The organism is Rhodanobacter sp. sgz306013 (assembly GCF_057031145.1).
Genome location: NZ_JBXCIJ010000001.1, coordinates 18,023 through 42,120, shown reverse-complemented (window position 1 = coordinate 42,120; position 24,098 = coordinate 18,023). Strand labels below are relative to the sequence as shown.

The window sequence follows — 24,098 nt, the reverse complement described above, 5'->3', positions numbered from 1 at the left end:
CGCAACGCACCCGCGCCAGCCTGGCACTGCGCGGCTGGCGCGGCACGCTGGCACGCATGCGGCAGGAGTTCCGATTCCGCCCCGAACACGACGACACGCTGGAACTGCTGCCGCTGGACGAACCGTTCGCGCCCTTCGCACTGCCCACATCGGACGCACCGCACGTGTCCGTCGTGATACCGGTGCATGGAAAGCTTGCCTACACCATGGCCTGCCTGCGTTCGCTGGCGAAGCACGGCGCGCAGGCGGCGTACGAAGTGATCGTGGTGGACGACGCGTCTCCCGACGACAGCGCAGCCACACTGGCAAAGGTCGGCGGCCTGCAACTGCTTTGCAACGCCGGGAACCTCGGCTTCGTGGGCAGCTGCAATGCCGGCGCGGCAACGGCGCGCGGGGAATTCCTGCTGTTCCTCAACAACGACACCCAGGTCACGCCCGGCTGGCTGGATGCGCTGCTGCGCTGCTTCGACGAACGTGCCGACTGCGGCATCGCCGGCAGCCGGCTGGTCTATCCCGACGGCCGCCTGCAGGAGGCGGGTGGCCTGGTCTTCGGCGACGGCAGTGCCTGGAACTACGGACGCTTCGAAGCGCGCAACGACAGCGCCTTTCGCTACCGCCGCGAGACCGACTACGTTTCCGGTGCGTCGCTGATGATCCGCCGCGAAACCTTCCAGCGAGTCGGCGGGTTCGACACGCGCTACGCCCCCGCCTACTACGAAGACGCCGACCTCGCTTTTGCCGTGCGCCAGCTGGGCCTGCACGTGTACTACGAGCCGGCCAGCACAGTCATCCATTGCGAGGGCATCAGCGCCGGCACCGATACGGACAGCGGGATGAAGCGCTTCCAGCGTATCAACCAGGCGAAGTTCGTCGAGAAGCGGAAGGCCGACCTGGCCAGGCAGCCGCTCCCAGGAACGCCGCTGGAACGTGCGGTCCGTTGGCGCCGTCGCGGCCGCGTGCTGGTGGTGGATGCCATGACACCCGACCCCAGCCGCGACTCCGGCTCGCTGCGCCTCACCGCGATCCTGCGCATCCTCGACGAGCAGGGCTGGAGCGTAGTCTTCTTACCCGATGATGGCCGCGCATCGGCAAGCGAAATCGCCGCACTGGGCGCGCTGGGTTGCGAAGTGCTGTGCAAGCCGGAAACCACCAACCTGCCCGACTGGTTGCGCCGCTACGGCCGTGAGCTGGACGCCGTGATGCTCTGCCGCCACACCGTGGCCGGCCAGTACGAGGCACTTGTGCGCCGCCACGCACCGCAGGCGAGATTGCTGTTCGATACCGTTGACCTGCACTTCCTGCGCGAACAGCGTGCCGCGGAACTGGCCGCCAGCGACGCCATGCGCCAACAAGCGGAGAGCTCACGCCGCAGCGAATTGAAGCTGATCGAACAAGCCGACATCAGCTTTGTGGTCAGCCCGCACGAACAGGCGCTGTTGAAAGACTTACTACCCGGTGCTCGCGTGGAACTACTTTCCAACATACACGAGGTGCACGGGACTCCCGCTCCGTTCACCGGACGGCGCGATCTCGTCTTCATCGGCGGCTACGGCCACCCGCCGAATAGCGACGCGATCCGCTGGATCGCCGCCGAAATCCTGCCGCGCCTGCGCAAGGTTCTGCCCAACATCCGCGTGCACCTGATTGGCGACATGCCGGAAGTCGCACGACAGGAACTGTCCATACCGGGCCTGGAAATCCACGGCCGTATCCCCGACATCGCCCCCTGGCTGGACCGTTGCCTAGCCACCATAGCCCCGCTGCGCTTCGGCGCCGGAGTGAAGGGCAAGATCAACATCTCGATGAGCCATGGCGTGCCCGTGATCGCCACTCCACTTGCCGTGGAAGGCATGCGACTGGAGAACGGCGTGAACGTGCTGTTGGCCAGCGACGCCGATGCCTTCGCCACGGCAGCAGTGCGGCTGCAGCATGACTCAGCGATGTGGCAACAGCTGTCCAGCCATGGGCTCGACAATATTCGCCGGCACTTTTCCATCGCAGCCGCGTCCGCCACGCTTCATCGCGTACTGGGTTGACCACGCGCCGGCCAACGTCGATGCTTCTGCATCGCTACTCATAGGTCACCGATGCCCGCCCGCGAATTCGCCAGACGCTGCCTGTTCGCCGTGCTGCGCACGGGCTTCCGGCTCACCCCAATGCCCGGCGCCACGCGCGACCGCCTGCGCCAGCGCTTCCTTGATCGCCACGCGTATCTGGTCCCGCGTAGGCCGCATGGCCAGGCCAACGGAACATCGCAAGCCGATCATCGCCTACGCAGGCAGGCCGCCGGCCGTGCGATCGGCTTCGTGCCCCGGCGCAGCGGCAGTTTGCCGACGCCGCTGCCGGCCACAGTGGTAGCGTTCTATCTGCCGCAGTTCCACCCCATTCCCGAAAATGACACATGGTGGGGCGAGGGTTTCACCGAGTGGCATAACGTCACGCGCGCATTGCCACAGTTCGAGGGCCACCAGCAACCGCGCCTGCCCGGTGAACTCGGCTTCTACGATCTGCGCCTGGCGGACACGATGCGCCAGCAGATGCGGTTAGCTCGCGAGTACGGCATTGGCGCGTTCTGCGGCTACTTCTACTGGTTCGCCGGCAAGATTTTGCTGGAAACGCCGCTACAGCAATGGCTGGCCGACCCAACGCTCGACCTGCCGCTGTGCCTGTGCTGGGCCAACGAAAACTGGTCACGGCGCTGGGATGGACGCGCCGATGACATCCTGATCCGGCAGCAACATAGTCCCGCTGACGATCTCGCCTTCATCGAACACGTCGCGCACTATTTCGTCGAGCCGCGCTACCTTCGCATCGACGGCAAACCGCTGCTGCTGGTCTATCGCCCCGGACTGCTGCCGGACCCGAAAGCGACCGCCGCGCGCTGGCGCGAATGGTGCCTCGCCAACGGCATCGGCGAGATCCGGCTCGCCTATGTGCAAAGCTTCGATCGCGTCGATCCGCTTACGATCGGCTTCGACGCCGCCGTGGAGTTTCCGCCAAACAACACCTCGCCGGTGCCGATCACTGCGCGCCAGCGTTTGCTCAACCCCGACTTCCGTGGTGACGTGCACGACTGGCGTGAGCTGGCCCGCCAATCAATGGAACAGCCCGATCCGGCGTACCCACGCTACCCCGGCGTCAACCCGGGCTGGGACAACGAGCCGCGGCGCAGCGGCGGCGGCCGCATCCTCGCCCACGCCTCGCCGCGCGGCTATCGCGACTGGTTGCGCCACGCGATCGCCGCGGCGCAACGCCGCTTCCCGGTGCAGCCGTTGGTGTTCGTCAACGCTTGGAACGAGTGGGCCGAGGGCGCCGTGCTGGAACCGGACAGCCGCCTCGGCCACGCTTGGCTGGAGGCGACTCGCACCGCGCTGCGACCCGCCCCGGCTGCGGATCACCGCCCCTGTGCCGTGCTCCACGTCTGGTACCCGGAACTGTTGGATGAGCTCGTCGCGGCACTGCGCGCCAGTGGCATCGACTGGCGACTCGTCCTCACTACCGCGCTCGAGCGCGAACAGGCGGTACGCGAGCGGATCGCCCGGCTAAGTATCAACGCCGAGATCGAGGTGTTCGAGAACCGCGGTCGCGATATCCTTCCGTTCCTGCACGTGGCCAACCGGCTGCTCGACGAGGGAGTGACCACCGTGCTCAAGCTGCACGGCAAGCGCTCCACTCATCGGTCGGACGGCGAAATCTGGCGTCGCGAACTGCTGGACAAGCTGCTCGCACCCGAGCGTGCTACGCGTGTCGCGGCAGCCTTCCGCAACGACTCCACGCTAGGCCTGGTATGCGCCGAGGGACACTTGCAGCCGCTGGACTACTACTGGGGCGCCAACCAAGCCAACGTCGAATACCTGACCCGCCGCATCGGCATACCGGCGCCGAACGTGCAGCGCGACAGCTTCATCGCCGGCAGCATGCTCTGGCTACGTCCGGCCGCATTGCGTCCTCTACTGGACGCACATTTCGGCACAGAGGAATTCGAGCCAGAGGCTGCTCAGCTCGACGGCACATTGGCCCATGCCGTCGAACGCGTACTTACTCTCACTGCCGCCGCTGGCGGCTTCCGCACGGCGACTGCAGCCTCACTGATCGGCCTCGCCGAGACCGGAGCCTATCCCTATCCTTATGCGCGCCGCAGTGGCTGAGCAGCCTGCCGCCGCGCCACTCTAATTGCTTGGTTCGTGCGAGTGTTCAAGCAGGGTAGAATGAGCATTTAAGCGCCCCTGCAGCGGCCTACCCCTGAGTCAAGGAATTGCTGATGAAAATTCTGGTCGGTTACAAGCGCGTCGTGGACTACAACGTGCGCATCCAGGTCAAGCCCGATGGCACCGGCGTGGTGACCGATGGCGTGAAGCTTTCCGCCAATCCGTTCGACGACATCGCGCTGGAAGAAGCCCTGCGCCTGCGCGAGAAGGGCATTGCGGAAGAGGTCGTGGTGGTGGGCATCGGCCCCACCGACCTCACCGCGCACCTGCGCAACGGCCTCGCGATGGGCGCCAACCGCGCCATCCACGTCACCACCGCCGACGCGGTGCAGCCGCTTACCGCGGCACGCGTGTTCCTCAAGCTGGTCGAGAAGGAACAGCCCGGCCTGGTGATCCTCGGCAAGCAGGCCATCGATGACGACGCCAACCAGACCGGCCAGATGCTGGCGGCACTGTGGGACCGCCCGCAGGCCACCTTCGCCAGCAAGGTCGAGATTGCCGACGGCAAGGCCACGGTGACGCGCGAGGTGGACGCCGGCCTGGAAACCATCGCGGTGGATCTGCCCGCGGTCATCACCAGCGACCTGCGCCTCAACGAGCCGCGCTTCATCAAGCTGCCGGACATCATGAAGGCCAAGTCCAAGCCGATCGACGTCATCGAGTTCGCTACGCTGGGCGTCGACAGCGGCGACCACCTGAAGACCACCCACTATGCCGCACCGCCCAAGCGCAGCAAGGGCGTGATGGTGAAGGACGCAGCCGAGCTGGTCGCGGCGCTGAAGCAGAAGGGCTTGCTGTAACCACCACATCACCCGTAGGAGCGGCTTCAGCCGCGACCGGCTGAAAGGAATCGCGGCTGAAGCCGCTCCTACAGCGCTCCTGCCGAGAAGCAAGACACAAGGAACCATGCCATGAGCAAGATCCTCGTCATCGCCGAACACCTGGACGGCAAGCTGAATCCCGCCACCGCCCGCGCCGTAAGCGCCGCCGTGGCCGTGAAACCCGAGTCCATCGACGTGCTGGTGCTGGCCGACAACGCCACCGCTGTGCCCGCCGAAGCCGCGAAGATCGAAGGCGTGTGCCGCGTGCTTACCGTCGAGCGCGCCGAGAACGCGCACCCGCTGGCTGCCGTACTGGCGCCGCAGATCGCCAAGGCCGCCGCCGGTTACAGCCACGTGTTCGCGCCCTCCACCACTTTCGGCAAGGACGTGACACCGCGCGTCGCCGCCCTGCTCGGCGTGGCCCAGGTCAGCGACGTGATGAGCGTGGAAGGCCCGCACCGTTTCAAGCGCCCGATCTACGCCGGCAACGCCATCGTCACCGTCGAAGCCGAACCCGCGCATACCGTGGTCGCCACCGTGCGCACCGCCTCCTGGCCGGTCGCAGCCAATGGCGCGAACAGTGCACCGGTCGAGGCGCTGGCACTCGACATGGCGCTGCCCGCCCACACCCGATACGTCGGCCTGCAATCCGGCAAGAGCGACCGCCCCGACCTGCAGAGCGCGAACAAGGTTGTCTCCGGCGGCCGTGGCGTGGGCTCGAAGGAAAACTTCGACATCATCTTCAAGCTTGCCGACAAGCTCGGCGCCGCCGTGGGCGCATCGCGCGCCGCCGTGGATGCCGGCTACGTGCCCAGCGACCTGCAGGTGGGCCAGACCGGCAAGATCATCGCCCCCGAGCTGTACATGGCCATCGGCATCTCCGGCGCCATCCAGCACCTCACCGGCATCAAGGACGCCGGCACCATCGTGGCGATCAACAAGGATGGCGAGGCGCCCATCTTCGAGGTGGCGGACTTCGGGCTGGTGGGGGATCTGTTCAAGCTGATTCCGGAACTCGAACACGCGCTCTGAAAATCTGCAAGGAAACGGCATTCGCGTGAACGGAAACCACATGAACCTCAATTGCTTCAAGGCCTATGATATCCGTGGCCGGGTGCCGGACGAGCTCGATGAAACGCTGGCCCACCGGATAGGCGTGGCCATGGCAGGCCAGCTCGGCCCCGGACCGGTCGTACTGGGGCGCGATGTCCGCCTTTCCAGTCCTGCGCTCCAGGCAGCACTGACAGACGGCTTCCACCGTGCCGGTCGCGATGTTATCGACATCGGGCTCGGCGGCACCGAAGAAGTGTATTTCCAGACTGCCCATCTTGGCGCAGCCGGCGGCATCATGGTCACGGCCAGCCACAATCCCATGGATTACAACGGCATGAAGCTGGTGCGCGAAGGCGCGCGGCCGATCAGCGGTGACAGCGGGCTGTTTGCTATCCGCGACTTCGCCGCTGGCGAACAGGCTCCGATCCCGGCCTCCTCTGCGGCACCTCGTGTGATGCTGGACAAATCCGCCTACATCGCACACCTGCTGGGCTACATCGATCGCGACCAACTCAAACCCTTGAAAATCGTGGTCAACGCGGGCAACGGTGGAGCTGGCTTGATCGTGGATCAGCTCGCACCACATCTTCCGTTTCAGTTCATCCGCCTGCAGCACGAACCTGACGGCCGCTTTCCCAACGGCATCCCAAACCCCTTGTTGCCTGAGTGCCGCACCGCCACAGCAGAGGCCGTACGTGCGCACAACGCAGACTTCGGCGTGGCCTGGGACGGCGACTTCGACCGATGTTTCTTTTTCGATGCCGACGGCCGCTTCATCGAGGGCTACTACCTCGTGGGCCTGTTGGCCAGGGCTTTGCTGGCACGACATCCGGGCGAACGGATCATCCATGACCCCAGGTTGGTCTGGAATACAGTGGACATGGTGCGCGCAGCCGGCGGTGTGCCGGTGATGTGCAAGACCGGCCATGCCTTCATCAAGGAGCGTATGCGTGCCGAGAACGCCGTATACGGTGGCGAAATGAGTGCGCACCACTACTTCCGTGACTTCAACTACTGCGATTCAGGGATGATCCCCTGGTTGCTGATTGCCGGCCTCGTTTCCACCACGGGAATGTCACTGGCGGAAATGGTCGAGGATCGCATGCAAGCCTTCCCATGCAGCGGCGAGATCAACTTCAAGGTTGACGACGCGCACGCAGCCATCGATCGCGTCATGGCCCATTACACGCGATTCGAGCCGGTACTCGATCACACCGACGGCATCAGCGCCGACTTCGGCAACTGGCGCTTCAATCTGCGCAGCTCCAATACCGAGCCGCTGCTGCGGCTGAACGTGGAGTCACGAGCTGACGCGAGGCTAATGCACGAGAAGACCGCCGAACTCTCGTCTCGCTTGCAGTAAGCCTTCGGACAGTCATTCGCGTCTCAAACACGCTGAACCCGCTTCCGGCAACCCATCCGACACTCACATGCGTCCGTCGCAACTGCAATGGGTTCGACAGAGCCAGCAGGCCGAACCCGCAAAGGATGCACCATGCAATCTAAGCACCCCGCTACATCGTTCATCGTTGCCGACTACATCGCCAGACCGTGGCGAACCTGCCCAGCGGCGGCCACGCCTCCCCTGATGACCGGCCGCGAGGTACAGCCATGATCGTCGGGAGGGGACTACTTGCGCATGCCTTTACGCCACACTTCGGAGCGAATGACAAGGTCGTCATCTTCGCCTCGGGAGTTTCCAATTCTCTTGAAACCCGCGAAAGCGAGTTTGAGCGGGAACACACCCTACTCCGCCAAACGCTGGATCGCGACGCGCGGCGATTCGTTTATTTCAGCAGCTGCGGGGTCATAGCCCCAGAAATGGAACTCACCCCCTACATGCGACACAAGCGGCGCATGGAGTCCATGGTGCTGACCAACTCGAATGGGCTGGTCTTTCGCCTGCCACAGGTGGTCGGCAGGACGGACAACTCGCACACCTTGACCAACTTCCTGCACAACCACATCACGTCTGGTGAGCATTTCATGGTATGGGCGCATGCCGAGCGGAACCTGATCGACATCGATGACATCACCAGGATCGGCAACAAGCTGGTCAATGAACTCCCCGCCATGCCTGCCGCAATATCCATCGCCGCCCTTGAATCCCTGCCCATGCCGAGAATCATCCGAATCTTCGAAAACGTATTGGGAAAGAGAGCCAACTGCACATACGTCGACAAGGGAGCACCAATGCCGGTCGATATTGTTCAGGTTCAGAAGACAAGCGCCAGTCTGGGAATCGACCTGGGTGGCGACTACGTCGAACGCGTCATCGTCAAATACTATGCTGGCGATGCAGACTGCCACTCCTGCCATGCTTCCCGGCCACAATCAGCCCTGGACGCTTCAACGTGAACAGCAATGAATCAATCACAGATTCACCCAGCGGCTCCGAGTTGGGTGTCTCCATCGTGGTGCCGGTATACGGCGGAAGCGCGGCGCTACCCGACCTTTGTCGCCGGCTGGAAGCAACCCTGCAACCCACCGGGCTGACTTACGAAGTGATCCTGGTCGACGACCGCGGTCAAAGCGAAGCTTGGACTGTCATCCGCTCGGTTGCCGCGAAATATCCACACGTCCGCGGCTTGCGCCTCGGGCGCAATTTTGGCCAGCACGCTGCCACCATCTGCGGCATGGCGCACGCACGCGGGGAGTGGATCGTCACCATGGACGATGATCTCGAGCACCCTCCCGAATCCGTGCCCGCCTTGCTGGCGGCGGGCGACGTTGACCATCCACTGGTCTACGGCGTGTTCGAGAAGCGTACACACGCCGCATACCGGAATCTCAGTTCGGAACTGATGCGTCGCATGCTCAAGCTCGCGTTTCCCGATCTGAACGAAGACTACTGTTCGTTCCGGGTCATACACGCCCCACTGGCAAAACAACTCGCCGGCTTTGGCCTCAACCGGCCCTACATAGACGGTATGCTGTCCTGGCTGACGTCATCGACCCGCAGTGTCAACGTTCCCCACGAGCAGCGGCAGCATGGCGAAAGCACCTACACCATGCGCAAGCTGCTTTCGCACGCAGCCAACATCTTCGTTACATTTTCCTACCTACCCCTGCGTATCGCCACGTTTGGTGGTGCCGGTTTGGCCGCTATCAGTTTCCTGTATTTGCTCTACGTGATCTATGGCAGGCTGAGCGGCCAAATCACCAATCCCGGCTACGCCTCGCTGATGTCCGTGGTGCTGTTTGCCTGCGGCATCCAGTTGCTGATCCTCGGGGTGGTCGGGGAATACGTGGGAAGGCTTATGGGGGCCACATTCCGGCGGCCGATGTATGTTGTCGATAGCATGGTTGGAACACGCTCGACCGAAAACGCCGCGATCAATATATCCAATACAACCGACCATTAAAGACAATGCCGTTACTCGCATCACGCGCTGCGTCCGCCAGTCCCCGCTTGGCGTCGAGACTTCGTTCCTGGACGGGCGAAGTCTTCCGTTTTCTCGTTGGCGGTCTGTTGAACCTCGGTGTCAGTTACGGCGGCTATCTGCTTTTGTTGCACTGGTTGCATTACGCAGCTGCATACTCCATCTCATACGTCTTCAGCATCATAACCTCTTATTTGTTCAGTGCCTGGTTCGTTTTCCGGCAGCCTTTGCGCGCTCGGGCCGCACTCTACTATCCGTTTGTCTATCTTGTGCAATTCTTGGTGAGCTATGCGTTACTGCGCGTCCTCGTTGAACTTCTTCGAATGCCCGCTTCGATAGCGCCGCTTCTGGTGAGTATTCTGACGATTCCCCTGACATTTTTTTTGTCGCGTTCCATCGTTCGATCTGGCGCGACACGTTAACAACTAAACATGAGGATAGTGCACCATGCAAGACGACAGCGGCCTCAAACGACTCCTCGGGTTTTCATGGATCTATGCCGGGTTCCAAAGCCTGGTGGGAGCGACCCGTGGAGCAAAATGGGTCGCAGAAAACTTTTGGCGCACGCAAAAAGGCCAGAAAGTTGTCGATATCGGCTGCGGGCCTGGAAATACCGCGCATCTGCTGCCCATAGGGGTGCGCTACGTAGGCTTTGATATAAGCGATGGCTACATCGAGCATGCGCGGAAAAAATTTGCCCATGACCAAAGCAAGTCGTTCATTGTCGGCATAGCGGAGGACTTCGCTGCTGCCCCGCCCGATCAGATGCAAAACGCAGACCTTGTCATCATGAACGGCCTTTTGCACCACCTCGATGACGACCAAGCAATCACTGCCCTCCGGCTCGCACGAGCGACACTCGCTCCGCATGGGCGTATGGTTTGCCTAGAAGGCTGCTTCCTTATCAGTCAGGCGCCTTTGGCACGATGGATCCTAAAGCAGGATCGCGGCCAAAATGTTCGTAGCGAGCAGGAATGGAAGCGACTTGTTTCATCTGTGTTTGACAACTTCGAAACTCACATAGTCACTGGATTACTACGAATTCCATATACTCAGGTTATTATTGAAGCACGAAAGTAAATCGCCACTTAATAATAGTTTAAAAAACAAAATGCATCTGGACAACAAAATGAGACCGCTAAAAAGGGCCACTATCCGCAAACATCCTATACTTGTGTTTGCGCTTTTCATTGTCCTGCTGAGCATAAGCGCGACCCTGTATGATCAATACAGATATGCATTTCATAGCGACGACGCTATCAAAACAGTACTGAGTAGACTAGCAATATTTGATGGCAGCTTAGTACCAAAGAACTGGGTATATGCAAATGGCGACACCTTTTTACTTAGTCCATATATATTCTCTGTTCTAATTTATCCAATTCTTGGAATATCTTACTTATCAAACGCAGTGGCATCATGGCTGGCATACCTATGCTTGACATTGGCGGTTTATTTCGCAACAAAAAAAATCGCCGCCGGAAGATCGCGTGCCGCGCTCATCTCGACGATCATATCGGCGGCCGGAATTTCCGCCGCCAACTTCGAATTTGTCATCGCACAAGGGGCGTACTCAATGTACGCCGCCATTGCGGTTTGCATTTACGCCTTGGCGACGCCGACCCAACTGCCAACCAGCGAGAATAATAAAACAAAATCGACCAGAATCCTGTTGTTTTGCGGGTTCCTTGCTGCGCTGTGGGCGAGCATCAGCAATCCCACTCGAGGCATTGCCACAATAACTTTGCCCGTCGTACTTGGATGGGCAGCGTTCATGCTTTTTTCGGTACAAAACCGCAACCGAAAAGCACTTTATATGCAACATTACAAGGTCATCGTCTCGATTTTTGCTGGGTCAATCGCAGGGTATCTTCTATACAAATACGAGATTTATCCAAAGATCCTGAATTTCGATGCCGCGGCCAAAGTCGGTGTTGCGCCAAAATGGGAAATTTTCGCACATTTGCAAAAAATTCCGTCAGCGTGGTTTGCGTATTTCCAGCTTTGGGGCAGATGGGAAACACTTTCGCCCCCCCTTCGAGCACTACAGGCTTTCGTCTGGCTAATTGCGCTTGCGCTGGCTTTCCTGCCGATATACACAGTTTTCAATTTCAAAAGGCACAGCCAATCACTCGTCTGTTTAGCGTGGCTGATCCTAGCAAGCTATGCCGTCAGCCTTTCGGCAATGGCCGTATCACCAACGTTATTTTCTAGCGCGCTAGACATGAGATATGCAACCTTTCCAATGTACGGTGCGGTCTGCATGTTGGCAATTTATATCGACCAATTCGCATCTAGACATAACGCGTATGGGAAGGCAGTGCTTGCGTGTGTGATCGTTGCGGGGGTTTCATCTGCGCAACTATGGCGCGGCGAATACCAGCCCGGCGCAGCATCGTCAGGGGATGCAAGCTATACGCAACGCATGTCGCTGATCAGGCTTTTAAAAGCCAACAATGTCGGCACCATACTTACCACATATTGGAATTCGCATGTATTGACAGTCCTTTCCGATGGCGCGGTTTACGCCTACCCAGTAGGCATAGGGTCGCAACTGACGCCTTTTGCACACCATATGCCAAGGCATATTTTTTACGGATCTGCAGGAATAAGACAAGCAGTTATCCTCAACGGGACAGACTCCAACACGGACGCGTGGAGTACTGTCGATCACCAGCTCGGGAGGCCATATGAAAAAATTTTTATTGGCCCCTTTACAGCCTGGATTTACAACAAAGACATTACTGAAGCGGTTCTGCAAACTGGCAGTGAAATTGACTCTGCTATCCCGCCTAGTCAACTAGAAATAAGCCTTTCCGAAATAAATGTTGCGGCTTGCCATTCCGACAATGGCTGCCATTACCGGATCGACGCCGTCAATATTGGCCATCATGTCTTGAGTAGCGTTGGCTTTCGCCCCATGCGGCTCGGCATTCATGGCGTAGACAACAGAGGGGATATTATTGTCCAGGATGCAGGCAGAGCAGACTTTCCCGTAGCGCTCAAATCGGGTGACTCAACTCACGTCGAGTTGACCCTACCAAAGTCAAGTGATCCGAGAGTTTCAGGCTATCGTCTGTGCCTGTTACAGGAGGGGGTGAATTGGCTTTGCGATCACACGCAAACCCAACCGAGGCAAGACAGATAGGCCGGTATGGTTCGTGTGCTCCTCGGCAACTGTGCAATCATCAATTCCACCCACTGGAGATCGAGCATGAAAGGTCGTCTTATTGCATTTCCCTCAATGGCATTGACTTGTCTCATTGCGCTTTCTGCTTGCAACTCAAGTAACCAAGCAGAAAACCAACAGACGTCTTCTTCTACAAGCACCACGAGCGGAGGCAGCTACCAGGCATCACTGGCTCTGAGTAGCCCCCCCGAGATATCGGCCAATGGACAAAGCATTATCGTGACCGTCAATGTCACAAATACTGGCTCTGGTACTTTCGGATCTACCACTACACCGAACAATGTGAATCTCGCTGCCCATGGCATCGATGCCACCGGAAAGATTGTTGACCAGGATCTCGTCCGCGGGCATCTGCCGCAGGTAACACCCGGTGCCACAGCCTCTGCCACTATTCTGCTACCTGTCGACAAGATCCTCGGAAGGAGCGCCGAAATCCTTCCCGTTCAGGAGAATGTCGCGTGGTTCGACAAGTGGGGAACCAAGCCCCTTAAGGTGGGCCCTTTCGAAGCCTGCAGCGATACTGCTGCCGGCAAGGTCTGCGATAGCAACGGCAAGCCACTTGCGGTTGCGGCGCAATAAGCCGACATCTGAAAGCCAAGAAGGGCCGGTGCTTGCACCGGCCCTTCTTGTTTTACCTTGGCTACCGAGACTGTAGTATGCCCGACCATTGGCAAGCGTCTGCTGACCTTCCCCTTCCTCCGCAACGTTGTCTATGGTGCGTGGCTGGCGTCAACGATCGGCAACAGGCTGTCGATCGCGCTGCTTCCGCACAGAGAAAGCGCGCATGCGGATCGTCTTGGGCGGGCCGCGAATGATGCCCAAGCGATCCAGCACGCGCGTCACACCGATGCCGGAGATGGCTCGTTCGACTTCGATGGCGGTGAGCAAGCGGCAAGCCTGACGGGTGACCGCTATACCGTCAACGAACTTCGATAATCAGAAAGCAAGCCGAGTTCTCATCCCGATCGGAGAACCACGCCACCTGCTCTTGCACAAGGGAAATTTCTAGCAAGTAAAGTCCCGCTTCCTTTGGTGTACGAACCTGGAGGGCAGATATCTGGCTTGCCCCTGGCGACATATCTTCCCGCAAGACCGTTCGCAATCCATCTGCCACCACCATTTCGCTGCTTTGGTGACCTCGAAAGACTTCAGTATCCTCACGCCGATCTTGGGCGATTCGTCGCATCAAACGTACAAGTGCTTGATGGGCGAAAGCGAGTCCGAACACACGCCAGACTCGCTGACTTGAAGAGCCGCCAGGAATGCGACTTTTCGAGGCTCTGCTTTCAGGCAATCGCCAACGATATGAGAGATGTACTGGGTTCCGGCCGCTTGAAGGCCAGGTCTCTGATCCATTGTTTGTCAATCTGACTTGCAGCAGGCCGTCGACCGCGCTTGGCATGATGTCAACAGGGACCATTGGCTCGATGATTGCCGTAAAATCCTGCAACGGTCCATTCAATCGTCCGAATGAGCGTATCGCTATCCCGGGTGGCTGGACTGACTCCCGCTGCCATGCGGCACCGGGTGATGTACCGTCGAACCAGACCTCGGCATCCATAAGCACCCGCCCTTCGTAGTGCTGCACGGCATAGGCGTCCACGACAAAGCCCGCCACTTGCTCCTGCCAGTGATAGCAACCGTCATAATGCGACTCGCCGGGCATCAGGGCTGCATCCAGCTGATAACGTCCGGGGCCGAGACGATTGACCATCGTGAAAGTGGCCGCGTAGCGCCCAAGGTTCAGCCTGTACAGTGAACCGTGCAGCAAGGTATTGCTGCCGTACATGAGCATGCCTAGCTCGTCCTTGATGGCGATGCCGACATTGAGCTGCTCGACTGGTTGGTTGGCGGCGAACTCGATGGTGACATTCATCACTTCGCCTGCCATTACCTGCTGGTATCCGCTGACGCTCCCGCTGACGCTGGCGTTGAGGATTTCGCAGCGCAAGTCACCGAAGTTCCTCGGCTCGGCAAATTCGGCGACGTTGGCAAATGTCACCTCATCGCCCTCGCCTGAATTTGAACCTGGGACCACTACGGCATGGCCACGACCGATCCATCCACGTCGGTCTCGACGAAATCGGGAAAGCGCATGATGGTACAGCTCGGCTTCTGGCTCGATCAGACGCTGGATCATTGCCCGCTGGGCGGTTGAGAGGTTTTCCACTGCCATACGTTTCGACGTGGCGTTCACTAGGCTCAAGGGTTTGTATGGCCAGTCCATAACGGCCGTGAGCATGGCAGCAAAATCGTCCAGTTCTTCAGTTACGCCCACCAGCTCGAACTGGTCTAGCGCCCCACGGGCAGCGGACAACTTTTCTTCTGTCGTCAGGCGTGTCTGCACATCTGTGCCAAGCGGGTAAAGCATGCCCAATTGCACCGACGAAGTTTCAACGGGCGCGCGAGCGAGACTCTCGCAATATTCGTCCAAGTTGTGCGTAAAGCGTTTGGCGTCAAGTAGGAGATCGTCGACATCGTGCTTGTTGTAGCTGAACTCGGAGACAAAGCGCTCGATCGGATCACGCAGTACCGTCATGCACAAACGGTCACGAGGCAGGATATCCCCTTGTTTGGCGGCAAAGTGCCCGGTGATGGCTTGGATATCTTGCCATTGCAACAGGGCATCTGTGAGCTTGATCCCTCCAAGCGCAGGGGAAACCTGAGCAGCTCCCAGTTGCTCAACGAGAAATGCCTGCAACGCCATGCCACCGGTTTTCGGCAAATGCAGATGAAATATCTTACGCATTTCTCTCCTCTTTTCACAGCAACATTTGAGCTTTGCGCTCAAGTCGAGGCTTGCATCAATCCCATTATGTCATTGATTTATAAGAATTTATATGCGAATTCGGCTTCTGTAGTCACGCTTTTGTCACGTCTGACAAGACACTTCTTCGCATCTCATCAAGATATTTCGGCACCCCACCACTGCAGGAACCTCCGGCGACATGCTTACATCGCAAAAGATCACGAATAACTAACGCACACGCAGCGCGCGCGTTGACAGCAATGGAGACGTGAACCAGAGATGCGCCCTTTCGGCCGCTAACCACCGGAAGTTGTGCGGGCAACTCAGCCGCCGCTAAGGTGGAGTGACCAGCTTTTCGTAGACACCTCAGAGGCCATAATTGATGGCAACGGCGGAGGTGTTCATGAAGGGCAAGCAGTACACGTCAGAGTTCCGTGCCGAGGCGGTCAAGCAGGTGCTGGAACGCGGCTTCACCACGGTGGACGTGGCCGCGCGGATCGGCATCCCCAAGCACACGTTGTACGGCTGGGTACAGGCCGCCAAGCAGGCTGCGCGTTCGGCCAGTAGTAGCGAGCCGGCACCGGTGTTGAGCGAGGCGGCCGAGATTCGCCGGCTGAAGGCCGAGGTCAAGCGTCTGACCGAGGAGCGCGACATCCTAAAAAAAGCCGCCGCATACTTTGCCAAGGGGTAAAGGCGAAGTACGCCTTCATGCGTGCCCATGCCCGCGAGTTTCGCCTGTGCGCGATGTGCCGGGTGCCGGGTGCTCGGCGTGCATCGCAGCGGCTACTACGCCTGGCTGCACGAAGGCGCCAGCGCTCGCGAGCGTGAGGACCAACGGTTGGCCGGCCTGATCAAACATGCCTGGCTCGCCAGCGGCACGGTGTACGGCTATCGCAAGGTCACGCTGGATCTTCGCGAAGCCGGCGAGCACTGCAGCCGCCATCCCGTGCGGCGCCTGATGAATGCCGAAGGGCTGTGCGCGCAGGTTGGCTACGGTCGCAAGCCGCGCCATCGCGGTGGCCCGGTCGGCGTGGTCGGCAACGTGTTGAACCGCGATTTCGTCCCGGAAGCGCCGAACAAGGTGTGGGTGACCGATATCACCTACATCCGCACCTACGAAGGCTGGCTGTTCCTCGCCGCCGTGATGGACCTGTACTCACGCCAGATCGTGGGCTGGGCCACGCAGCCCACGATGACCAGCGACCTGGTGTTGCAGGCTTTGCTGGCCGCACTGTGGAAGCGCAAACCCGGCCCGGGCGTGATGGTGCATTCCGATCAGGGCAGCCAATTCACCAGCAGCGACTGGCAGTCGTTCCTCAAGGCGCACCGCATGGTGCCGAGCATGAGCCGACGTGGTAACTGCCACGACAATGCGGTGGCGGAGAGCTTCTTTGGCGCGCTGAAGAAGGAACGGATCAAGCGGCGGATTTACCCGAACCGGGACACAGCAAGGTCGGACGTGTTCGATTACATCGAGATGTTCTACAACCCGATCCGCCGGCACAGTTCCGCTGGCGATCTGTCACCGGTAGAGTTTGAGCGGCGCTACGCGCTAACCGGCCAATGAGTGTCTACGGAAGGCTGGCCACTCCATAGTGATCGGCCTCGATGGCAGAACGGCAGCATGAGCACCAATCCTCAAGGAAGGATCAACTTTGGCTAGTGACAGAAGGGAGGGCATGGAAGTGGCTACACTGGCCAGCCACAACCGGTGGCCTGGCCAGAATGTTTCACCGGTGCCGGCCACTCGCGGAAGATCTGAGTATCTACGAACTTGGGTGCAGCAGCCTCTGAATATCGTTTACCCAGTCGGGTGGCGGAACGTCATGCATGTCCATTCCCCGCTGGAAATGTGCCCAGAATCCCGCTGTCTTGCAGTAATGCCCTTCCATGAAGAATAGCTCGCGGTACCTGTCCGGATGCTTCTTTAGAAGTAACGCGTCCTTTTCAAAGAACCTGTTGCGTTCATCCAGCGATTCTCGCTGGACGTCGCGGCGCTGAGCAGGATGAAACACCTCCACGTCGGCCGCATACGGCACCATGCCAAGCTCTTGCAGACGCCAGCCAAAATCGGTGTCTTCGCGGAAATGCGGTCTGTCGAAAGCAACATCGAAGCCATCCAACTGCTGGAACGCTTCGTTACGCACCATCAGGTTGGCCGTCATGAAACCGATTCCCTCGAAGCCGATATTGGTGACCGGCCGCCAAGCGGGGTCGTCAAGGTGATCCGAGCGGATCAGGCCTTCGATGCCGACATTCATCGGGTCGTCAAACCAGTGCCTCGCATTCATCAGCCAGTCGGGCATGGGTTCACAGTCGTCGTCAGTGAAGGCAATAATGTGCCCCGAAGCCAGATGGCCGCCGAGATTGCGCGCAGGCACGGCACCCTTTACTTCGCTGTGCACGTAGTGCAACGGAAAGCCTCTTTTCACATCCGCGTTCAGCCAGCGCTCGCTGGACTGGTCGACCACGATGACCTCGAAGTCGCGTTCCTCCTGTGCCTCCAGGCGCAACATCAGCCGGTCGAGCCGTTGGTGTCGTTCATAGGTGGGAATGACGACTGTGAAGAAGGGGCGCGCCCGCCCCTTGTTGCGGAGATGTTCGGAAAGCAGGCTGCCGAGCGACGGCGAGATGCGCTCCCAGGCATAAAACTGTTCGACCGTCTGGCGCGCCTGGAGTGCGTATTCTTCCAGTGCGGACTCGTTGCGCAGCAGTCCTGCTACGGCATCGGCGAAATTGTCCAGTGCGGCCACAACGAACGGAGCCCTTCCCACATGGGTAATGCCACGCGCACCGATTTCGGTGGTTACGACCGGCAATCCCGCAGCCATGAAGTCGAACATCTTGATACTGGTTCCGGAGCCGGCCGCCAGCGGATTCACCGCCAGGTCGGCGGCCTGCATCCAGTGCAGCTTCTGCTTTTCATCCAACTGCCCAAGCGCCATGACATTCGGTGGCAAGGCATCCGATGCGAGCTTGCTGCAGCAACCGCCGATGAGCCCGAATGCCACCTCGGGCAGGGCGAGAGCAAGGCGATGGCCCACGTAACGTGCGGCATCGTTGTTGGGACCGTAGTCAGACCCAACGAAGACCACCAGGGCCTGCTGACTCACACCCAGGGCGTGCTTGGCTGCCAACCGCTCCGCCGAAGTCTGCAAAGCATGGGCGAACGCGAAGATTCCATTGGGCACGACTCTGAGTTTGGACCAGTCGAGACCGTAAACGCGGGCAAAGATCTCTCTGTCCTCATGCGAGCATGCCAATACCAGATCAGCCTCCTGACAGATCTGATACTCGACCTCAGCCACGCGCGCCAGCAGCGAAGAGGCCTGCGGCAGATCGCCGTGCAGCGACAACCTCAGCAGCGCTTCGACATTTTGCGAATCGTAGACGACCAGTTGACGCGCCTTCAGATCGCCGCGCAATGCCGAATAGCACCAGGGGTGGGAGAACACGACCACGTCCGCCGACGCGATCTGCGCGCGTGCCATGGCCAGGAATTCTTCCGACAGATGCACCTGATCCGGGAAGGCAATGTCGATCATCGTGCGCCCACCCATCTTCTTTGCGACGGCAGCAGCTGCCTTATGGTGTGCGGCCGAGAGTGGAACCGTAATTTCACGCAAACCCGGCGTCAGTTGCTGGTCACGAAACGACTCTCCGGGCCAATCGTAGGAGCCGACATACGTGCATTCGATATTCGAACCCAGCGCATGGTAAAGCCCCTGCAGACGCTGGCGACCTCCGCCTACCGCCGGCGTGATCGGCTGCATGTCGATGACAGTGACGCGTAGCAAATCCTGACTCATGCTTCCAATGCCCACTGCAAATCCATTTTCATCCCCCTGAAGCAACTACCAGTTGATCGACGATATCGGCCCAGGAAAGATTCCGCACCCAGGCATTTCCCGTGCGGCCAAATGCTTCGGCCTGAGTGTGATCCCCCCATAACTGGTCAATGTGCGCACCGATCACTTTCGGATCCGGCACACAGACATATCCGGATTGACCGTGCTGCACGATCGCGGCGGCCTCGCCCGAGTCCTGGCAGGTGACCACGGGCTTGCCACTGGCGAAGGCCTCCAGCGTGACGTACCCGTAGTCCTCGCGGTTCGGCGTGAAGGGAACAGCAAATGCCCCTGCGTACAGCTCGACAAGCTCCACATCCGTCACGCGGCCGCGGAACTCGATGCGACGATCGTCGCCAGCCAGGGCTCGCAACTCGGACTCGGCTTCACCGGTCCCCGTTATCACCAGGCGCAGCGGTGCGGAGACATGGCGCATAGCTCGTATCACCAGATCCACGCGTTTCCACGGATGCAAGCGACCGGGCAGAAGCAGATAGTCCCCCGAGACTCCGGAACGGAACGTATCGCTCCACAACGGCGGATGGAGGACTTGCGCATCGAGTCCGTTCCACTCGCGCAAGCGACGGGAAACCTCATTGCCAATGGAAAACACTTTACGGCAATTCGGTGGTTTCAGCGCCAAGCTGTCGATCCGACGGATCAGGTCCCGCTGCTCACGAAGCTCGCTGCCTGCATCGGGGAACACCGTGTCGAACATGTCGTAGAACACACGGATCGTGTGTACCAGATAGCAGACGTGACGCGGGTGCCTGACCAACCAAGTCGGTGCCTTGGTCGAAACAACCATGTCGTAGGCGGCGAGGTCGAGGTCGTAGCAGGCAAGGTAGTTCTGCAGTATATGCCCGAACGTCGACTCGTCGGCCACCACCGGCACGTCCCGGGCATCGTGACCGGCCTGACGAAAGGCATCGATCAGCGCATCATAGAAACGCTCGGCTCCACCCGCCTCGCCACCCGCCGAACGAGCCGTGACGATGGCTACTTTCAAAGCGAATCCCTGATTCGGCGCATGTCGGCATCTACCATCATGACCACCAGTCCCTCCAGGGTAGTCTTCGGTGCCCAGCCGAGCCGAGCCTTGGCCTTGGCCGGATTACCCAGCAATACGTCCACCTCGGCAGGCCGGAAGTACTGCGGATCAATCACGACATGATCCTCATAGTTCATGCCCAAATGACGAAAAGCGATCTGGCACATGTCGCGAACGGTTGTGGTGACGCCGGTGGCAATCACATAATCGTCCGCCTGTGCCTGCTGCAACATCAGCCACATGGCCTCGACATAGTCACCCGCGAAGCCCCAGTCGCGCTTTGCGTCGATATTGCCAAGGCGCAACTCCTTCTGGACGCCGAGCTTGATCGAGGCTGCGGCATGCGTCACTTTGCGGGTCACGAATTCGATTCCACGCAGCGGCGATTCATGATTGAAAAGGATGCCGCTTGAGGCATGCAGCCCGTGGCTCTCGCGATAGTTCACGGTTGCCCAATGCGCCATAAGCTTAGCGACGCCATATGGACTGCGTGGATAGAACGGCGTTGTCTCGTCCTGCTGCTCGGCCTGGATCAGGCCGAACATCTCGCTGGTGGAGGCCTGGTAGAAGTGCGCAGCGGGATTGACCAGACGTACCGCCTCGAGCATGTGAACTGCGCCGACGCCACTGACCTGAGCAGTCAGAATAGGTTGCTGCCAGGACGTACCGACGAAACTCTGCGCTGCGAGATTGTAGACCTCATCGGCCTTCGAGGTTTCGAGCGCTCGTGCCAGCGACGAAAGGTCCAATAGGTCGCCTTCGATGTAGTTTATCTCATGCTCGACGCCGACCTCGCGCAGACGCCAGCGCATGTCCGAACCACGTCTGGCAACTAAGCCAAAAACCTGATAGCCCTTCTCGAGCAACAGCTTCGCGAGGTAGGCGCCGTCCTGCCCAGTAACCCCCGTGATCAATGCGTTTTTCTTCATGGCGTTTCTTTCGTCCTAAAATAATCGAGTATCTGTCCAAGCGAGGTTTCAAGCGGAACCTGCGGTTCCCAGCCGGTATCCCGCCGCAAGCGGTCGCAACTGGCCATCATGCGCCGCTGCTCATTTGGCCGGAATCTGGATTGATCTGTTTCTATGACCGGCTCCACTCCGGCCAACTGGCAAAGTCGGTACAGGATCGATCGCACCGTTATTTCCTGCCCGGAGCTCACATTATAGGTCACGCCGGACTTGCCTTGGCGCAACAGTGTGGCGTAAGCCCGCACGACATCGCGTACATCCGAGAAATCCCGGCTTACATCGATGTCACCGACCACCATGCGCGGCGGCTGGATGCCTGCCGCTATGCGTGCCACCTGGCTGGCAAAACCTGGCACCACAAACCGTGTGGTCTGACCCGGCCCGACGTGGTTGAAGGGCCTGGCGATCACCACGTCCAACCCCTCGCTGAAGTGCCATTGCCGGCAAAGATGCTCGGCAGACAGCTTGCTGACTGCGTAAGGATTTCTGGGGACAGGCATTTGCGACTCGGACACCGGCAAGGCGTTTTCTGGTACGGCCCCATAGACGTCACCTGAACTGACGTAAAGCAAGCGCCCGGTGAACCCAGTGGCGCGTAAGCCCAGTAGCAGGTTGAGCGTACCGAACAAGTTGACGTCGAATGTCTCGCGCGGATTTGCAAACGAATCAGGTACGAAGCTTTGCGCCGCAAGATGGATCACCCAGTCCGGCCTGACCGCCGCGAGGGATGCACGCAGTCCCTCGGCATCCCGCATGTCCACGCCATGTGGCAGCGGATGAAACTCACATTCGCCAAACCCGCCCGCCGCGACGACCTGTGCCAGATGGTGACCGACGAAACCGGATGCCCCGGTGACATATAAACGTCGGACCGGAATACCATTGTCAGTCTTCGGGCCTCCGGCACTCATGGCTTTCTCGCAATAACTGCATAATCCGGCGCCGCGGTAAACCAGGCAGCCATCAGGTTGATCTGCTCGGCACCCGGAACGCTTTCCGAAACTGGCTGAATGTCGGATACGCGCCTGTTTTCGGTAAGCCGCTGCACGACCACCTGAGAGAAGCCACGCTCCTGCACGGTCCATTGCAGAAGATCCGGAGGGATTGGGTTGCGATGCGTCGGATCGAGATAGAACCAGCAGGCGCCCACGGTCAGGTTTTCAGGATTTGGCGTTTCCAGAATCAACATGCCCCCCGGCTGCAGCACACGCATCGCTTCGTCGAGCATCATGATAAGAACGTTGTGAGGCAGGTGCTCCACCAAATGCATGGAGGTGATCGCGGCCAGCGAATCATTCTTCAATCCACGCAGGTAGCCAATGACATCGGCTTCAACCACATCAAGTCCGCTGGCACGCGACTCCTCGAGCATCGCATTGTTCTGATCCACGCCGCGGCATCGATAGCCATGCTCGGCGAGCAATTCGAGCCACTCACCCCGGCCACACCCTAGGTCCAGCACGATACCCTTTTCTGGGTCAATGCCGGCGGCGCCTAATGCGCTCAGATAAGGGGCGGCGCGCGCCTTGATATCCTCCCGCTCGCCACGAAACTGGTCCTCAAACGACACATAATTTGCGTTAAGAACCGAATTCGCCTCCTGACCACCATCCACCGAAAAACGCTGGTCAACTTCCGGTGTCATCGCCGCAGCCCGGTCCAAGAAAATCATCAATCGGCGTTGGATATCCAGAATGCTACGCCGATTGTGGGCGACATCACCCTCGAGATTCGCCCTCACTGATTCCAGCGCATCCATCCATTGTCTTGAAGCACGATTGCGCTGATCTTGCTCCGACTTGTGCGCCTGGAGTTCGTCATTCAGTCTGGAAACTGATGTCTCATATGTACTCAGTCGCTGCTGCAAGTCGCCCTCGCAGGCAGCGTGATCAGCCTTATAGACCTCAAGCTCCGCGCGATGTTTCTGCAGCTCACCCGCAATCTCCTCCACAGCTTCCAGAACCGCAGTTCTCACCTCGGTCGTCCTCAACAGCTCCGCACGAACGAAGCTAAATTCCTTGTCGATCTCGGAAAATTGCGCCTCCAAGGCATCATCGATACGGTTTATCAACTGCCCATGATTCTGGGAATGCATTGCGACGGCATTGTCAAGCATCTGCAGATGCATCACCATCCTTGGCAACTTGATGATGGCCATCGCGAACGCCAGCACCCTGCCGATTCCGCGCACCCGACGCCATTGGTGCAATTTGTACGGGAGCAGCAACCCGTCCACATGGACGGACTGGCGCCGCCCTTCCTCTGAAAAACGAATCTTCCCTAGGACCTCGACTTTATCGAGCTCGCCACTCCGCAGGGCCGCGAGAAAATGCTCCCTCCCCACAGGGTCCGCCGGGCGTCGAAGCAGTGTGAAGTAAGCTGTGTCCACGAAATCCGCATCGGAATACTGCAGCAATTCGTGCAGGACATATTCCGGTTTGTTGAGCCGTACGGCCGGTGAAATCCAGCGGGGAAATCTACCGGCATACCCGGAACGATTGGCCTGCTCCTGACGAGACTGACCCGCGGAATTCACGGCGCGACGACGACGCTCAAGCTCGTCATGCAAGCGCCGCATGATCTCCGCCAGACTAAGAGCAGCACCTTGCTCAAGCTTTCGGCCTGACGCAGGCCTTACCTCAGCAGTCTGTTCAGCATCGACCACTGGCCGAGCATCAGATGTCATATAGCCAACTGACAGGCAGCTCCTTCGAACTTCACCCCGGACCTTGTCCATGATTTCTTCCAGGCTCAGCCCCTCCTGCAATGGCAGAAGCCCAGAAGTCCGTATCGATTCAGTATGTTTGACGTGCTTCTTCGAACTCAT

18 protein-coding genes and 1 pseudogene are annotated in these 24,098 nt (G+C 59.4%); 12 read left to right on the top strand and 7 right to left on the bottom strand.

Annotated features, from left to right (window positions below):
* The first annotated feature begins 56 nt into the window (after positions 1–56).
* The 11 genes from AC2EWF_RS00180 (at position 57) to AC2EWF_RS00130 (ending at position 13,234) form a co-directional block, all read left to right on the top strand.
* Positions 57–2,036 carry a glycosyltransferase gene (locus AC2EWF_RS00180; protein WP_483637354.1) on the top strand — a complete coding sequence of 660 codons (1,980 nt, stop codon included), beginning with the start codon at positions 57–59 and terminating at the stop codon, positions 2,034–2,036.
* A 51-nt stretch (positions 2,037–2,087) separates the two neighbouring features.
* Positions 2,088–4,148, top strand: coding sequence for a glycoside hydrolase family 99-like domain-containing protein (locus tag AC2EWF_RS00175; protein WP_483637353.1), 2,061 nt, complete (start codon positions 2,088–2,090; stop codon positions 4,146–4,148).
* Positions 4,149–4,261: 113 nt separating this feature from the next.
* Positions 4,262–5,008 (top strand): electron transfer flavoprotein subunit beta/FixA family protein, encoded by a 747-nt coding sequence (locus AC2EWF_RS00170; RefSeq protein WP_483637352.1) that lies wholly within the window; start codon positions 4,262–4,264, stop codon positions 5,006–5,008.
* Between the two features lie 111 nt (positions 5,009–5,119).
* Positions 5,120–6,061 carry an electron transfer flavoprotein subunit alpha/FixB family protein gene (locus AC2EWF_RS00165; protein WP_483637351.1) on the top strand — a complete coding sequence of 314 codons (942 nt, stop codon included), beginning with the start codon at positions 5,120–5,122 and terminating at the stop codon, positions 6,059–6,061.
* Positions 6,062–6,101: 40 nt separating this feature from the next.
* Entirely contained in the window at positions 6,102–7,445 is a 1,344-nt protein-coding gene (locus AC2EWF_RS00160) for a phosphohexomutase domain-containing protein (RefSeq protein ID WP_483637350.1), read from the top strand.
* A gap of 248 nt (positions 7,446–7,693) precedes the next feature.
* A complete protein-coding gene (locus tag AC2EWF_RS00155; protein ID WP_483637349.1) occupies positions 7,694–8,440 on the top strand; it encodes an NAD-dependent epimerase/dehydratase family protein in 747 nt (248 codons plus the stop codon).
* On the top strand, positions 8,437–9,447 hold the full coding sequence (locus AC2EWF_RS00150) for a glycosyltransferase family 2 protein (RefSeq protein ID WP_483637348.1): 1,011 nt from the start codon (positions 8,437–8,439) through the stop codon (positions 9,445–9,447). The genes AC2EWF_RS00155 and AC2EWF_RS00150 overlap by 4 nt, the downstream gene beginning before the upstream one ends.
* 5 nt (positions 9,448–9,452) lie before the next feature.
* The gene (locus AC2EWF_RS00145) at positions 9,453–9,887 is read left to right on the top strand and encodes a GtrA family protein (protein ID WP_483637347.1); all 435 of its coding nucleotides are present in this window, start codon (positions 9,453–9,455) and stop codon (positions 9,885–9,887) included.
* A gap of 25 nt (positions 9,888–9,912) precedes the next feature.
* A complete protein-coding gene (locus AC2EWF_RS00140) occupies positions 9,913–10,545 on the top strand; it encodes a class I SAM-dependent methyltransferase (RefSeq protein ID WP_483637346.1) in 633 nt (210 codons plus the stop codon).
* The gene (locus tag AC2EWF_RS00135; protein WP_483637345.1) at positions 10,529–12,613 is read left to right on the top strand and encodes a hypothetical protein; all 2,085 of its coding nucleotides are present in this window, start codon (positions 10,529–10,531) and stop codon (positions 12,611–12,613) included. Before AC2EWF_RS00140 ends, AC2EWF_RS00135 begins: the two co-directional genes overlap by 17 nt.
* 66 nt (positions 12,614–12,679) lie before the next feature.
* Positions 12,680–13,234, top strand: coding sequence for a hypothetical protein (locus AC2EWF_RS00130; protein WP_483637344.1), 555 nt, complete (start codon positions 12,680–12,682; stop codon positions 13,232–13,234).
* A gap of 150 nt (positions 13,235–13,384) precedes the next feature.
* On the opposite strand, the gene AC2EWF_RS00125 is transcribed toward AC2EWF_RS00130, so the two are convergent.
* Both AC2EWF_RS00125 and AC2EWF_RS00120 read right to left on the bottom strand, forming a co-directional pair.
* Positions 13,385–13,543 (bottom strand): hypothetical protein, encoded by a 159-nt coding sequence (locus AC2EWF_RS00125; RefSeq protein ID WP_483638265.1) that lies wholly within the window; start codon positions 13,541–13,543, stop codon positions 13,385–13,387.
* Between the two features lie 31 nt (positions 13,544–13,574).
* On the bottom strand, positions 13,575–15,404 hold the full coding sequence (locus AC2EWF_RS00120; RefSeq protein WP_483637343.1) for a Wzt carbohydrate-binding domain-containing protein: 1,830 nt from the start codon (positions 15,402–15,404) through the stop codon (positions 13,575–13,577).
* A gap of 403 nt (positions 15,405–15,807) precedes the next feature.
* On the opposite strand from AC2EWF_RS00120, the pseudogene AC2EWF_RS00115 reads away from it, so the two are divergent.
* Positions 15,808–16,971: pseudogene (locus tag AC2EWF_RS00115) on the top strand (IS3 family transposase).
* Positions 16,972–17,170: 199 nt separating this feature from the next.
* Here AC2EWF_RS00115 and AC2EWF_RS00110 read toward each other — a convergent pair.
* From AC2EWF_RS00110 to AC2EWF_RS00090, 5 genes are read right to left on the bottom strand one after another with little or no spacing between them, the layout of a single operon-like run.
* Complete coding sequence (locus AC2EWF_RS00110; RefSeq protein WP_483637342.1) at positions 17,171–19,213, bottom strand: glycosyltransferase; 2,043 nt, start codon at positions 19,211–19,213, stop codon at positions 17,171–17,173.
* A gap of 28 nt (positions 19,214–19,241) precedes the next feature.
* Positions 19,242–20,261: a glycosyltransferase gene (locus tag AC2EWF_RS00105; protein ID WP_483637341.1), complete on the bottom strand. Its 1,020-nt coding sequence runs from the start codon at positions 20,259–20,261 to the stop codon at positions 19,242–19,244.
* Positions 20,258–21,232, bottom strand: coding sequence for a GDP-mannose 4,6-dehydratase (locus tag AC2EWF_RS00100; RefSeq protein ID WP_483637340.1), 975 nt, complete (start codon positions 21,230–21,232; stop codon positions 20,258–20,260). The genes AC2EWF_RS00105 and AC2EWF_RS00100 overlap by 4 nt, the downstream gene beginning before the upstream one ends.
* Positions 21,229–22,182: a GDP-mannose 4,6-dehydratase gene (locus tag AC2EWF_RS00095; RefSeq protein WP_483637339.1), complete on the bottom strand. Its 954-nt coding sequence runs from the start codon at positions 22,180–22,182 to the stop codon at positions 21,229–21,231. The genes AC2EWF_RS00100 and AC2EWF_RS00095 overlap by 4 nt, the downstream gene beginning before the upstream one ends.
* Positions 22,179–24,098, bottom strand: coding sequence for a methyltransferase domain-containing protein (locus AC2EWF_RS00090; protein WP_483637338.1), 1,920 nt, complete (start codon positions 24,096–24,098; stop codon positions 22,179–22,181). The genes AC2EWF_RS00095 and AC2EWF_RS00090 overlap by 4 nt, the downstream gene beginning before the upstream one ends.

Excerpts from the sequence above, each read along its gene's own strand:
- AC2EWF_RS00155 (WP_483637349.1), top strand. The coding sequence starts at position 7,694 with ATGATCGTCGGGAGGGGACTACTTGCGCATGCCTTTACGCCACACTTC.
- AC2EWF_RS00095 (WP_483637339.1), bottom strand. The coding sequence starts at position 22,182 with ATGAGTGCCGGAGGCCCGAAGACTGACAATGGTATTCCGGTCCGACGT.
- AC2EWF_RS00160 (WP_483637350.1), top strand. The coding sequence starts at position 6,102 with ATGAACCTCAATTGCTTCAAGGCCTATGATATCCGTGGCCGGGTGCCG.
- AC2EWF_RS00110 (WP_483637342.1), bottom strand. The coding sequence starts at position 19,213 with ATGAGTCAGGATTTGCTACGCGTCACTGTCATCGACATGCAGCCGATC.
- AC2EWF_RS00090 (WP_483637338.1), bottom strand. The coding sequence starts at position 24,098 with ATGAGTTCGAAGAAGCACGTCAAACATACTGAATCGATACGGACTTCT.
- AC2EWF_RS00170 (WP_483637352.1), top strand. The coding sequence starts at position 4,262 with ATGAAAATTCTGGTCGGTTACAAGCGCGTCGTGGACTACAACGTGCGC.
- AC2EWF_RS00140 (WP_483637346.1), top strand. The coding sequence starts at position 9,913 with ATGCAAGACGACAGCGGCCTCAAACGACTCCTCGGGTTTTCATGGATC.
- AC2EWF_RS00165 (WP_483637351.1), top strand. The coding sequence starts at position 5,120 with ATGAGCAAGATCCTCGTCATCGCCGAACACCTGGACGGCAAGCTGAAT.
- AC2EWF_RS00130 (WP_483637344.1), top strand. The coding sequence starts at position 12,680 with ATGAAAGGTCGTCTTATTGCATTTCCCTCAATGGCATTGACTTGTCTC.
- AC2EWF_RS00100 (WP_483637340.1), bottom strand. The coding sequence starts at position 21,232 with ATGAAGAAAAACGCATTGATCACGGGGGTTACTGGGCAGGACGGCGCC.
- AC2EWF_RS00180 (WP_483637354.1), top strand. The coding sequence starts at position 57 with ATGCGGCAGGAGTTCCGATTCCGCCCCGAACACGACGACACGCTGGAA.
- AC2EWF_RS00145 (WP_483637347.1), top strand. The coding sequence starts at position 9,453 with ATGCCGTTACTCGCATCACGCGCTGCGTCCGCCAGTCCCCGCTTGGCG.
- AC2EWF_RS00175 (WP_483637353.1), top strand. The coding sequence starts at position 2,088 with ATGCCCGCCCGCGAATTCGCCAGACGCTGCCTGTTCGCCGTGCTGCGC.
- AC2EWF_RS00120 (WP_483637343.1), bottom strand. The coding sequence starts at position 15,404 with ATGCGTAAGATATTTCATCTGCATTTGCCGAAAACCGGTGGCATGGCG.